At 49.3% G+C, this 13,129-nt stretch carries 11 protein-coding genes; 5 read left to right on the forward strand and 6 right to left on the reverse strand.

The window, feature by feature from the left end:
• Nucleotides 1–75: 75 nt before the first annotated feature.
• Nucleotides 76–2,142, reverse strand: coding sequence for a glycine--tRNA ligase subunit beta (gene glyS / locus SR894_RS22575; protein WP_223289079.1), 2,067 nt, complete (start codon nucleotides 2,140–2,142; stop codon nucleotides 76–78).
• Nucleotides 2,142–3,113 carry a glycine--tRNA ligase subunit alpha gene (gene glyQ / locus SR894_RS22580; RefSeq protein ID WP_133733120.1) on the reverse strand — a complete coding sequence of 324 codons (972 nt, stop codon included), beginning with the start codon at nucleotides 3,111–3,113 and terminating at the stop codon, nucleotides 2,142–2,144. Before glyQ ends, glyS begins: the two co-directional genes overlap by 1 nt.
• 109 nt (nucleotides 3,114–3,222) lie before the next feature.
• Here glyQ and rfaD point away from each other — a divergent pair, with 109 nt between their 5' ends.
• Nucleotides 3,223–4,179: an ADP-glyceromanno-heptose 6-epimerase gene (gene rfaD, locus SR894_RS22585; RefSeq protein WP_133733119.1), complete on the forward strand. Its 957-nt coding sequence runs from the start codon at nucleotides 3,223–3,225 to the stop codon at nucleotides 4,177–4,179.
• A complete protein-coding gene (gene waaF / locus SR894_RS22590; RefSeq protein WP_133733118.1) occupies nucleotides 4,172–5,215 on the forward strand; it encodes a lipopolysaccharide heptosyltransferase II in 1,044 nt (347 codons plus the stop codon). The genes rfaD and waaF overlap by 8 nt, the downstream gene beginning before the upstream one ends.
• On the opposite strand, the gene SR894_RS22595 is transcribed toward waaF, so the two are convergent.
• The 4 genes from SR894_RS22595 to SR894_RS22610 form a co-directional block, all read right to left on the reverse strand.
• Complete coding sequence (locus SR894_RS22595) at nucleotides 5,205–6,857, reverse strand: sulfatase-like hydrolase/transferase (protein WP_223289080.1); 1,653 nt, start codon at nucleotides 6,855–6,857, stop codon at nucleotides 5,205–5,207. The two genes, waaF and SR894_RS22595, sit on opposite strands and share 11 nt — an antisense overlap.
• A gap of 73 nt (nucleotides 6,858–6,930) precedes the next feature.
• Nucleotides 6,931–7,635, reverse strand: coding sequence for a YrbL family protein (locus tag SR894_RS22600; RefSeq protein ID WP_223289081.1), 705 nt, complete (start codon nucleotides 7,633–7,635; stop codon nucleotides 6,931–6,933).
• Complete coding sequence (locus tag SR894_RS22605; RefSeq protein WP_223289082.1) at nucleotides 7,611–8,774, reverse strand: glycosyltransferase family 4 protein; 1,164 nt, start codon at nucleotides 8,772–8,774, stop codon at nucleotides 7,611–7,613. The genes SR894_RS22600 and SR894_RS22605 overlap by 25 nt, the downstream gene beginning before the upstream one ends.
• Nucleotides 8,775–8,804: 30 nt before the next feature.
• A complete protein-coding gene (locus SR894_RS22610) occupies nucleotides 8,805–9,557 on the reverse strand; it encodes a glycosyltransferase family 2 protein (RefSeq protein ID WP_133733114.1) in 753 nt (250 codons plus the stop codon).
• A gap of 82 nt (nucleotides 9,558–9,639) precedes the next feature.
• Between SR894_RS22610 and SR894_RS22615 the strand changes: the two genes are divergently transcribed.
• From SR894_RS22615 to SR894_RS22625, 3 genes are all read left to right on the forward strand, one after another.
• Entirely contained in the window at nucleotides 9,640–10,668 is a 1,029-nt protein-coding gene (locus SR894_RS22615) for a glycosyltransferase family 4 protein (protein WP_246638298.1), read from the forward strand.
• 41 nt (nucleotides 10,669–10,709) lie between these two features.
• The gene (locus SR894_RS22620) at nucleotides 10,710–11,675 is read left to right on the forward strand and encodes a glycosyl transferase family 90 (protein WP_223289083.1); all 966 of its coding nucleotides are present in this window, start codon (nucleotides 10,710–10,712) and stop codon (nucleotides 11,673–11,675) included.
• Between the two features lie 163 nt (nucleotides 11,676–11,838).
• The gene (locus SR894_RS22625) at nucleotides 11,839–13,107 is read left to right on the forward strand and encodes an O-antigen ligase family protein (RefSeq protein WP_246638299.1); all 1,269 of its coding nucleotides are present in this window, start codon (nucleotides 11,839–11,841) and stop codon (nucleotides 13,105–13,107) included.
• Nucleotides 13,108–13,129: the final 22 nt, after the last annotated feature.

Genomic DNA, 13,129 nt, shown 5'->3' on the forward strand with positions numbered 1-13,129 from the left:
AAACATCTATACCCCAAGCAGTAAAAAGCCCAGCCGGTAGGGCTGGGCTTGGGTTGCGAAAAAATTAGTCGACGACTACTGAGGGAGCAGCGATATATCGGCGACTTCTAAAAACAGCGCTTGAAGGCTAGCAAGAAGCGCCAATCGATTACGCTGAATAGCCGGGTCGTCCGCCATCACCATCACCTGATCAAAGAAGGCATCCACTGGATCGCGTAGTGTGGCAAGTGCGTCGAGTGCACGCTGGTAGTCACCCGCAGCAAATAGTGGTGCCACCTGTGCTTGGCTACCTTTCACAGCGTCGAACAGTGCCCGCTCGGCATCTTCCTGCAGCAAGTGTTGATTGACCTCTGTGCTGCCGTCATGCTCCTGCTTGCTTAAAATATTTGAAACGCGCTTGTTAGCAGCTGCCAGCGCTGATGCTTCGTCACGCTGAGCAAAGGCCTTCACCGCGCGCAGGCGGCGAGCGAAGTCGAGCGGGTTTGTGACTGGGCGTGCACGTACGGCAAGGTACATCTCCGCGCTGATACCTTCTTCCTGGCCCCAGGCGCGGAAGCGATCCAGCATGTACGTCAGCACGTCCTCAACCAATCCCTCAGCCTTGGGGAGGCCCTGGTGCTGCTCAGAGGCAACCGTAAGCAGCTCGCGCAGGTCAAGATCCAACTCGCCTTTGACCAGAATGTTAAGCACGCCAATCGAAGCGCGACGTAGCGCGAAAGGATCTTTCGCACCGGTTGGACGTTGGCCAATCCCGAAGATGCCTACCAGGGTATCCAGGCGATCCGCCAGGGCTAATGCTTTGCCTGTAGCACTTTGGGGAATCGTATCAGTTGCAAAGCGGGGCAGGTACTGCTCCTCAAGGGCTTGGGCAACTTCCGCGGGTTCGCCATCCTGCTGAGCATAGTAGCGTCCCATAATGCCCTGGAGCTCAGGGAATTCGAGCACCATCTCAGTCACAAGGTCACACTTGGCGAGCGCCACGGCGCGCTGGGCGTGAGCTTCGTTGCCATTGATACGCTCGGCAATAAACGTCGCAATAACCGAACTGCGGCGAGCTTTATCCGCCAGGGTGCCAAGCTGCTGCTGGAATACCACGCTCTCTAACTGCGGTATGCGCGAGGCTAATGTGCGCTTGCGGTCGGTATCGTAGAAAAACGCTGCATCGGCTAAGCGCGGGCGAATGACTTTCTCATTACCGGCAATGACCTGGTCGGGGTCAGCGCTGTCGATATTGGCAACGGTGATAAATAGCGGTTTTAGCTTGCCCGCGTCGTCCAGCAGGTGAAAATATTTTTGGTTAGCCTGCATTGAGGAGATCAAGCACTCGGCGGGTACTTCCAGAAAGCGTTCATCGAAGCTACCGGTAAGGGCGACTGGCCATTCCACCAAGCCGCTCACTTCTACCAGAAGCTCTTCGTCGATAACCGCATTGGCCTCCTGCACTTCGGCCTCTGCTAATACCTGTTCGCGGATGCGCTCGCGGCGCTGTTCCCGATCCACCAGTACATAGGCATTTTCCAGCGTCGCCACATACTCATCGGCGTGCGCCAGCTGAATGGCATCAGGGGCGTGGAAGCGGTGTCCGTAGGTGGTACAGCTAGCCTCTAGACCCAGTGCCTCGGCGGCCACTACGTCGCTACCGTAGATGGCTACCAGCCAGTGTACGGGGCGGGAAAATTCAACCCGTGAAGCGCCCCAGCGCATGTTTTTAGGCACGGGGAGGGTGCTGATTGATTTGCGGATAATCTCGGGCAGCAGTGCTTGAATTGACTCTCCCTGCTGCTGCTCACGGAAACCTAACCAAGTACCTTTATCGGTTTCTAAATGAATTAGCTCGTCGACGCTCACCCCGCAAGAGCGGGCAAAGCCTTCCGCGGCTTTAGTGGCAACGCCATCCTTAAAGGCAGCTGACAGCGCCGGGCCACGGCGCTCGACGTCACGGTCAGGCTGTTTATCGGCCAGTTCATGCACCTGCACCGCTAAACGCCGTGGCGTCGCAAAAGCGGTAACGCTGGCGAAGGGAACATCGGCTTCTTGCAGGCCTTTCTCAATGCTTGCGGCGAAGGCGTCGGAAAGAGCGTCCAGGGCCGTGGGCGGTAGCTCTTCTGCACCGAGTTCTAGTAAAAGCGTATTAACAGCCATTAGTCGTCTCCCTGATCGGCGAGTAGCTCTTGTAACAGTTCTCGGCGAAGAATTTCTGGCGCCATGGGGAAACCTTCGGCCTTACGCGACTCAAAGTAAGCAGTGGCGACATCCCGGGCCATGGTGCGAACGCGCAGTATAAAGCGCTGACGCTCGGTGACCGAGATGGCGTGACGGGCATCCAACAGGTTGAATGTGTGCGATGCCTTCAGAACTTGTTCGTAGGCCGGCAGCGGCAGGCTGGCGACGAGCAGCTTGCCACACTCTTTTTCCTGGTGGTCAAAGTTAGCAAATAGCTGGTCAACATCGGCATGTTCGAAATTGTAGGCGGACTGTTCACGCTCGTTTTGCAGATAAACATCGCCATAAGTCACTTTGCTGCCATCGGGGGCAATGGCCCAAACCAGGTCATAAACACTGTCGACGTCCTGCAGGTACATGGCGATACGCTCAAGCCCATAGGTCAGTTCGCCGGTGACCGGGTAGCATTCGATGCCACCGGCCTGCTGAAAGTAGGTAAACTGGGTTACTTCCATACCGTTTAACCAGATTTCCCAGCCCAGGCCCCAGGCGCCGAGGGTAGGGGATTCCCAGTTATCTTCGACAAAGCGCACATCGTGAACCAGCGGATCGAGACCCAGGCGTTTGAGTGAGCCCAGATAGAGATCCTGAAAGTTGCTTGGTGATGGCTTCATCACTACCTGGAATTGGTAATAGTGCTGGAGGCGGTTAGGGTTTTCGCCATAGCGGCCGTCAGTAGGGCGGCGGGAAGGCTGTACATAGGCAGCATTCCAGCTTTCGGGACCAATCGCTCGCAGGAAGGTGGCGGGGTGAAAGGTGCCCGCGCCGACTTCCATATCGAGCGGTTGCAGGATGACGCAACCCTGTTCTGCCCAGTACTGCTGCAGAGCAAGGATCAAGCCTTGAAAGGTCGACACATCAGGTGTCGATTGGTTTGTCGAGACACTCATCGCGGAAAGCACCGTTGGCCATGAATTCATAAGGCGTCAAGTATACAATCCTAGGCAGATGGGTTATAGGCAAGTATGCCAACAAGCCGCTTTAGGTAAGGAGAACAGTATGATTGTGGTAACAGGCGGTGCCGGTTTTATCGGGGCCAACATAGTCAAAGCATTGAACGCCCGTGGTCGAAATGACGTGATGGTCGTTGACGATTTACGCGATGGCACCAAATTCGTCAATTTAGCCGACTGCACGCTGGCGGATTATCTCGATAAAGACGATTTCCTTGCCAGGGTAAAAGCTGCCCTGCGCGGTGATAACGTCGAGCTACCTAAGATCGATGCTATTTTCCATGAAGGCGCCTGCTCAGATACCACCGAGTGGGATGGCCACTACATGATGGAAAATAACTTTGAGTACTCCAAAGTGCTGCTTAATTACTGCGAGCAGCAGAGTATTCCTTTTTTATACGCCTCGTCAGCCGCCACCTATGGCGGCAGCGAGGTATTTAAAGAGGTGCCCGAGTGCGAAAAGCCGCTTAACGTATACGGCTATTCCAAGCTGCTGTTTGATCAGCACGTGCGTTCGCGCTGGAGCGAGCTAACCACTCAAGTAGTGGGCTTTCGTTATTTTAATGTCTACGGCCCCCGTGAACAGCATAAGGGCAAAATGGCCAGTGTGGCCTATCACAACCATCTGCAAATTCGTAATGGCGAAACGCTCAAGCTGTTTGGCGGTTATGACGGCTACGAGGCAGGCATGCAGAGTCGCGACTTTGTTTATGTGGGCGATGTAGTCGATGTGAACCTATGGTTTTTAGATCATCCCGACAAGTCAGGTATCTTCAATCTTGGCACCGGTCGGGCCGAGCCTTTTAAAGCCATTGGCGAGGCGGTTACCGACTTTTATGGTAAAGGTGAGATTGACTACATTGCCTTCCCGGAAGAGCTGAAAGGACGTTATCAGAGCTATACCCGTGCTGATATTGGCCAGCTACGCGAAAGCGGCTGCGATGTGGAGTTTAAAACCGTTGCTCAAGGGGTAAAGGCCTACTTGGAGTGGTTAAATGGCTAACTCAGCTCAGCGTTTGCTGGTGATTGGCCCCTCTTGGGTAGGCGATATGGTCATGGCACAGAGCCTGTTTATGACCCTAAAAGCCCGTCAGCCAGGCACGACGATAGGCGTGGTTGCACCAGCATGGTCACAGCCTATTTTAGAGCGGATGCCCGAAGTGGACGAAGTGCTGCCACTGGCAGTGGGGCACGGTGAATTTGGCTTGGCCAGCCGCCGTGAACTCGCCAACCGCCTGCGTGGACGTTTTGATCGTGCCATTGTACTGCCACGCTCGTGGAAAGCCGCGCTGGTTCCCTTTATGGCACGCATTCCTGAGCGTATAGGTTTTTTAGGCGAACATCGCTATGGGCTCCTTAAAGAGCGCCGCAAACTCGACAAACAGGTGCTTGATCAAACGGTAAAGCGCTTTGTATCGCTGGGTTTACCGCTTGAAGAAGCGGCTAGCGGCGATTTTGCGGTGCCTAAGCCGCGCCTGCAGATAGACCGCGATAATCTGGTCAATTTACGCCTGACGCACTCGCTTTCATCGCGTTCGGCGATTGGGATGATGCCTGGCGCGGAATACGGCCCTGCCAAGCAGTGGCCGGTTAGTTATTTTCATGCATTAGCCAAACGGCTGGTGGAAGAGGGGTTCGAAGTGCGCGTACTCGGTGGGGCAAAGGATCACCCAGCGGGAGAGGAGATCACACAGGGGCTTTCCCATGCGCATAACCTGTGTGGTAAAACGCAGCTGGCCGATGCAGTTGATTTGTTGGCGGACTGCAGACAGGTAGTCACCAACGACTCGGGATTAATGCATGTGGCCGCAGCGGTAGGCGTTCGTATCCATGCGTTGTACGGTTCTTCGTCGCCCGCCTACACACCGCCGCTGACCGATAACGCCGTCATTCATTACCTAGCGCTCTCCTGCTCTCCCTGCTTTCAGCGTACCTGCCCGTTGGGGCATACCAATTGTCTGAATCTGCTCAGCGTTGAGCAAGTCTACCAACAGATTCACGCGGCTCATCAGTGGGAGAGCGTGATCGTTAATGGATGAGCTCGACTTCGTCTGCCGCGTCAGCAGGCGTCTCTAGCGTTTGCTCTTGAGTGGCTTCTTGAGGAGGCTCATCGGGCTCGCGCCGCTGAGGGGAAATGCCCTCCCAAAGGCGGTGCTGAAGCGCCGTCTCTTCCCGTAAACGCTCATTAAGCACTTCGATGCCGTGGGCCTCGACCAGCGTACGATTATTGCTGAAAAGCGAAGTGCCCAATCCAGCGCGGTCGCGCTCTAAACTAAAGCCCAGCGCATCGAGTATCGTGGGGAAAACATCCAGCATGGTAGCGTCTCGGCGAATACGCTGTGGCTCGATATCGTTGCCCAGCATTATCAGCGTGTTGTCGCGGTCTAGCGCGGTCAATTGATCCCACACAGAAACGCGCATCGTCAGATGGTCGCTCAGTATGACCACCAAGGTATTATCGAGAAGACCCTCAGAATCCAACCGTTCAACCAAATCTTGAGCCAGCCAAGTCGCGCACTCCACCGAGTAAAGAATGTCCTGGCCGTCAAACTCACCTTGTCGTTCCACGCATGATTGGGAGGGATAACCATTGGGGGCATGGCCTGCTAAATTCAGGCTAACCACACCCCAGGGGCCGTTATCTTCTTTATCTAAACGCCTGATTTCATCGGCGGTGATGTCATACAGCGTGTCGTCATAGAGGCCCCAGCTATTTACATACTCAGGATTCTCTAGCAGGGGCTCTAAATCTTCACGCCCTTTCACCGTATTGAATTGGTGGCCGCGATAGAAAAGTCCTTTACCCGCGAACTGAGTGCTAGCACCACCTAGATAGCTTAGTTGGTAGCCCTGTTCAGCAAGGATGTCGCCCAAACAATCGACGCCAGGGACAACCTTGGAAAGAGGCTCAAACTGGCTGTCATGAAGGAGCCCTGCAGGCATCAATGGCACGCCGCACTGGCTGGCAATCATGCCCGCCATCGTCCAGCCTGTATTATCCATCTGGCGCACGCCCTCAAAGACGGTACCCTGTTTCCCCAACTCGTTAAGGCTGGCGTAAGCATCCCCGAATATGTCATTGGAGTAGGTGCGCTCTATGCTTTCCAGATATAGGATGAGTAGGTTAGGTGCGTCCCTTAAATGTTCAGTGGGGGGTGGCTTATAGCGTCGGTCTAGCCAGGCGCCATCATCAGTGACTATCGACGCGCTGCGTTGACCTAGGCCATAAAGTAGCGGGTTGCTAGCCAGCAACAAAATAGCGAAAAAGCGCTCGGCTAACCGCCAGCGCTGATCGTGACGTGATAGCCACGTCACGGCTGCTAGTACGCCGATCATTATCAACGTATAGAGCACCGCTGAAATCATTTTGCCTGCGCCACCATGCTCGGCCATGCCTGCCTGGAGGTGAAAAAACACCGCACCCAGATCGACAATGCCAAAGCTATCCGCCAAGTAAACGTAAACACCCCAAAGACTTAACGGTACCAGTGACCAGGGCCACATTTTACGATAACGGGCGTTGGCAGGTCGGCCCCAGCGTAGCTTATGCCCTACACCAATCCATGCTGCGGCTACAAAAAATAGCGTCCACCAGGGCAGGCGGGTCATTACTGTTACGGTATAACCCAGGCAGAGGCCGATAGTTATTATCGCTATTTTTTGAATAGCATGAGGATTCATATGTAACCTACGTATCAAGCGAATGTTGGTCATCAGGTGCATTTGGCTATTAAATCAATTACCCATGACGAATTCACCTCGGTGAGCTATTAGAGTATCTAGGAGTGATGTCGTGTAGCGGAGTCGCTGCCGCAAAGCGATAGTTCCCAGCATAAACTTTTTCTGCGCAATAGGTGAATCTCGATTTTGTTTTTCGCCATTTCCGCTTGGTATAGTAATTCGACAATACTTTACTATGCAAAAGCAAATGAGTTTTTAAATTAAGATTTTTAGGAGAAAAACCATCAACCATTATTAACTTTCTGTTATTAATATCACCCTCAAAAATGAAGTTGTCGATATTGAAGTCGGAGGCAGGGATGCCAATTTCAGAGAAATTCTTTATAATGTTTTCAATCATATTCAAGGCGGACTCGACACTAATTTCTTTTCTGAAAAGAAGTTTTCTTAACGTCAAAGACTGGCCTTTATTGTCAATAATTCTATTTACCACCAAACCAGGCCCCTTATTGGTTCGTACCCACTTTTCGCATAAACTGACCCGGCACTCTATACCCTTTGAAGTGATATTTTTTGAAACATACCATTCAGAAAAGCTTTGTTTGTGATCGCTCTCCCAATCCTCTGGGTGTCGGGCAACTTTTATTAGCTTTGTGGGATTGGACTTGTATAAGTAACAAACCCTATTCGAGCAATAAGATATAATATCATTATCATGAATTACTATTTCATCGCCATGCTCTATTGCTTTTTCTATTCTTTTAAGTGAGTAAAACATGCTTCATCCTTGATGCTATTTTGGAGGTGCTGGGAAATCAATCCCTGAAGAACATCATATTGATAATCGTAAGAATACTTTTTTGCAGTATTAACTAATTTTTCTGTTATCTTGCTGTTATTGCTACGATTTATGTTATCAATAGCTTGGAACCATTCCTTTGGGTCATATCCTTTTATAATCAAATCTTTTAATTCATTTTGAAGTAACTCACCTGCTCCAACCCGCTCGGAGATTAATGGAATGGTTGAGCACGCCATTGCTTCCAACACGACACAACCGAACTCTTCAATATGAGCAGGTAATACAAAAACATCTAAAGCAACATAGTAGCACTCTACATTAGGAACGGTTTTTTTCCACGTAAAGTGCTTTTCAATGCCAAGTTTAGTAGCTTTTTCTTTATAGGGAGTTATATCTCCTTGGCCGATTACCAAAAAACGGTATGTGATCTCTGAGTTGTGAATTAGCTCATACGCAATGTCGATAAAGAGGTCAAGATTTCTTTTCTTGAAGTCTCCCGAGGTTATAAGTCCTATGAGTTTTTCTTTATCTTTAATACCCAATTCTTCACGCTGTTTCATTCTAGAGGTTGTTTTAACTGAAGTGTTAAACTGTCGATCGTCAAAGCCAGGATAAGAAATGCTAACTTTTTCCGATGGGATTTTATAGCGTTTGATCAAGTCATTAGCCATCATTTGAGAGTTCGCGACAACGAGTTTGTATTTACTTTTTTGCAAAACTCTATGATGTATTTTGGATACGTCACTTTGATTGCCAACGACATGTGGGCACATAATTTCCTGCGCTAAGTCGATGCAATTATGCATATAAATGATATCTGAATTTTCCATATCTCCATGGCTAATTACAAGTGAAGGTCTGTGCTGACGACACCAAGCATTTGCACGTTTGGTGAACCAAAGTCGTCTTATGAAGCTGCTTAGAGGAAGCTTGGGAATGATCTTCAAATCCGCACCATAGGAAGCTACCGTTTTTTTATTAGCTTTTTCGCATATAACTTTGACCCGATAACCCATACTTTTCAAAATAGAAATTTGTTGCAAAGCAATTCTTGCTGCGCCAGTAGTCTTATTCAATTTACGAATAGCAATAACGGCGGTTGGCACCTCTTCCATGATAGAACCTGCTGATAGTGGTTTTAAAAATTAATGTCTAGCCTTCAAATAATTTTTCATATATTTCCAAAATACGCCGTTAGCATTCGATACTGCTATCACTAGCCCTCTCCAGCCATCGCGCCAAGCTTGCTGTAAAAAATAGGTGCGCAGAAAAGCGAATAGTGCTTTGAAAAAAATGACCGGCACTGAATAAATCTTAAGCTTTCCTGACTCAGCGCGAAGAGTAGAGTAACGATTAATTTTTTCTAAAAACTGCGATAAATCCGTAACAGCCGTATGTTCAATACTACCCGATAAGCGCTGTATCCGGCTAACGCTGCTTACAGCGATTGCTTCATGAACCATGGCGTCATTAAAATTATGATTGCGACGATTGAATACCCGAATTAGCCAGTCATTACCCCATCCAGAGTAGCGAACAGGTTGCCCCATCATCCAGTTCTCGCGCACTATTTCACCAAGGTCATTGGGTGATGCGCTATTGACCCAAGATGTAAGCGACTCAATGAGCGCTTTTGAGGGGGCCTCGTCTGCATCCAGTGAGAGTATCCAATCGTGTTTAGCTAAGGAAACGGCATGACGTTTAGTAGGTCCGAAGCCTAGAAAATCACCTTCGTAAAGGGAAACGTTTGGATAGCTTGCTGCAATAGGTAAGGTCTCGTCGCTGGATCCGTTATCATAAATCACAACGTTTTCGAAGCATTGCAGCGCATCCAGCGTATGCCTCAACGTCGAGGCTGCATTTCGAGTGATGATAACAACGCTAACGCCAGCGGGCATAATTATACCGATCCTGTTAGTGAGTAGGTAGTGGGTGCTATTATAGCGGCTTTGTATTTACCATATCCCCCGTGAGGCGCTTTTGCACATCATTCATGTCAATCTGGCCAGAGGCTTTCGTGGTGGTGAACGCCAAACAGTCCTGTTGATACAAGCATTAGCCAAACAGGATGAGATAGGGCGCCAGACGCTCGTATGCCAGCCATCATCACCGCTGCGTGCTGAGCTAGCAGATACTCCCGATGTTGAATTTGTTAATGCTAATCATCAATTAGCGGGCCATTGGCAGGCTGGTAAGGGGGGGATTATCCATGCGCATGAGGCAAAAGCGGTTCATTGGGCATGGCTACATAGCGTGCTGTTTCGTACGCCTTATATTATTACTCGCCGAGTTGATACCCCTATTAAACGTAAATGGAGTAATAAGGTTTTTTATCGTTACGCCCACTGTTGTGTCGCCATTTCAAATGTCATTGCCCGTGAGATTAATGCGTTAGTGCCGCGATCAATATTTGTTATCGCAAGTGCATATACACCTGTTCGCCATAATCCTGATGTTGCAAAAAAACTACGTGATACGTACCCAGGACGCTTTATTGTGGGACATATTGGGGCATTGGTGGATCGCCATAAGGGGCAGAGAGTACTGCTAGAGGTGGCTCGACAGTTTGAAAAAACGTATCCAGAGGTGCTGTTTGTATTTTTTGGAAAGGGGGAAGATGAGCATAAGCTTCAACAGGAGAGCGAATCTTTAAGTAATGTTCGTTGGTTGGGCTTCAAAGCCAATATTGGTGACTATATGCCAGCATTGGATCTTTTTGCCTTTCCTTCACGGAATGAAGGATTAGGGTCGGTACTCCTAGATATAATGACTGCTAAAGTCTCCATTATTGCCAGCGACGTAGGGGGAATTCCTGATATAATAACGCATGAACAGACGGGTCTTTTAGTGCCCCCAAATAATGCCGCAATGCTAGCCGATGGTATCAAGAGAATGATGAATGATAGCCGGCTTAGGGCTGAATTATCTTATAGGGCTTTTGCTCAATTGGAGAACTACTCTCCTGATGCAATGGCCGCAGCTTACTTGCCGTTATACCGCTCCATATAGTGCTCCTGTGACACTTCTTATGACAGTATAGGCTAAAGCTTATGTCCTTGAAAAATCGATGGAAAGCAAACAAGCATAAATTTTTGTTTTACGGTAAAGGTGTTTTTGAAATTGGCTTGCCTAAAAGATACTATCACTATGAGCAGAGAAAAATTCTCAATGCATTTAATAGAATGCCGCTAGGTAGAGATCGATATTATATTGAAAGTCGAGTTAATTACTATAACAAGCTCTCTGGACAGAGTGTCCTTAATCAGCAAGCGGAAAGAGTCGGCAGTTTTTCCAAACAAAAAAGCTGGTCTTACTATATCGATATGAAACGCTATTTGTTGAGGTTTAATGAGTCCTTACAATTCCATTTCTTACCAGGTGATGTTCGCAACGTACCTCAAGAGCCTGCTTTTGTAAAAAGCCGCCCCATTACTCAAGATAATCAGTACTCTATCCTGCTGAAATTAAACCGAGTGAGACATTATTATTTTGTTAACGATCCGCTAAGCTTTGACGATAAGAAAGATAAGCTGGTGTGGCGTGGGGCCTGTCATCAGTCGCACCGTCAGGCATTTGTTAAACAGTATTACGCTCATCCCCTGTGTGATGTAGGAGACACACGTAAAGGTGTCCAAGGTGATCCCTGTGCACGCCCGTTTATGAGTATTAGTGAACAATTGCAGTATAAATTTATACTGAGTATAGAGGGTAATGATGTGGCGACGAATCTCAAGTGGATTATGGCCTCTAACTCTTTATGTTTTATGGCTAAGCCTAAGTATGAGACTTGGTTTATGGAAGGAGTGCTTAAACCGGGCTATCACTACGTTGAGGTAGCTGATGACTACTCAGATTTAGAAGAGAAGATGGCTTATTACTCTTGCCACCTTGGTGAGGCAAAGCAAATAATTCAAAATGCTAATGATTATGTAAAACCATTTTTAAATTATCAGCAAGAACACCTCATTGGCCTTTTAGTAATGCAAAAATATTTTGAAAAGACTGGACAGTTGTAAGCACGACTGTGAACCTTGAAGTCGAAATAGTTAATTATAACCACTGCTGCTGAGATACAAGCTAGTCTTCACATTGAACCCTGGCAGAGGATTGGCTGTCACGCAGTAAAGAGTCTGTCAGAATAGCGACTTTTCTCCACCCCGTGCCCAAACGGAAATACTTATGGACTTATCGTCACTCTCTTCTGCGCCCTCTCATTTTTCGCTGATGCGCGGGTATACCTCCTTTGCGGTGTTGCTACTGGGCGCCATTGCGCCTATTGTACCCTCAGGCTACTCAGTAGGCGCCGGGCTATTGCTGCTTGGCGCTTTTGCGCTGCCCTTCATCCGCACAAATGTACGCTTTGACCGTCAAGATTGGTGGGTTATTGGTGTATTGGCTTTTTACGCACTGGTGGGGCTATTCGAAGCCTGGAGCGACGAGCAGGGATTTCGAGGTGCGGATAAACCATTGCGTTTTATATTGGTAGTTCCTGTATTAGCGTTGATATTGGCCTATCCACCACGGCTAGGTTGGCTATGGAGTGGCCTGGCCGTGGGGGGAGTGGCTGTTGGAAGCTGGGGTGCTTGGCAAAAGCTGCTTATAGGCGTTGAGCGCGCAGGCGGGTATACCCATGTTATCCAGTTTGGGAACATTAGTATGTTAACGGGCATATTATGTTTAGCCGGTATGGGCTGGGCAATTGTGCAGCCCAATCGCAAACAGTGGCTGCTTTTGTTGACTCTGGGGGCTCTGGGAGGTGTCTTGGGTTCGCTCTTTTCCGGTAGCAGAGGGGGATGGGTAGGGCTTCCCTTTGTACTTTGGGTGCTGTACCGCGCCTATGGATATGAGCTCGCTACGCACTGGAAGATAGGCGCCTTAACTATAGTGTTGTTGGGGGCGTTGTGCGTATATGCAGTGCCTCAGCTAGGTGTTCAACAACGTGTCCATCAGGCGTTCGAAGATATTGAACGCTATGTATCGGGCGAGAGCCGAACCTCCTCAGTGGGAGCGCGCTTTGAGATGTGGAAGGGGGCCTCCCATCTAATCATTGAGAAACCGCTGCTTGGCTGGGGTAGCAATGGTTATCAACACGGAATGCAGGCGCTAGCGGGGGTTGGTGTGATTGATCCAGGCGTTGTTCAGTATGAGCATGCACACAATGAGTTTGTGGATGCGACCGCTAAACGAGGAGTCCTTGGTCTTGCCGCTCTGCTATTACTTTATCTGGTACCTCTGCGGCTATTTATGCGCCAGTTGAATGCGCCTAATCTGGAACTTCGATCATTAGCCGTAGGTGGGGCGCTGCTGCCGGTCGCTTATATAGATTTTGGTCTCTCACAAGCTTTTTTGACTCATAATAGCGGGGTCATGATTTACACTTTTTGGCTTGTGGTGTTATGGGGTAGCTACCGAGCCTGCCAGCGGAAGCTTGAGAATCAAGCTATATGAACTGAACCCAGAGAGGAACACT

It is taken from the genome of Vreelandella neptunia (assembly GCF_034479615.1).
Lineage (GTDB): Bacteria > Pseudomonadota > Gammaproteobacteria > Pseudomonadales > Halomonadaceae > Vreelandella > Vreelandella neptunia.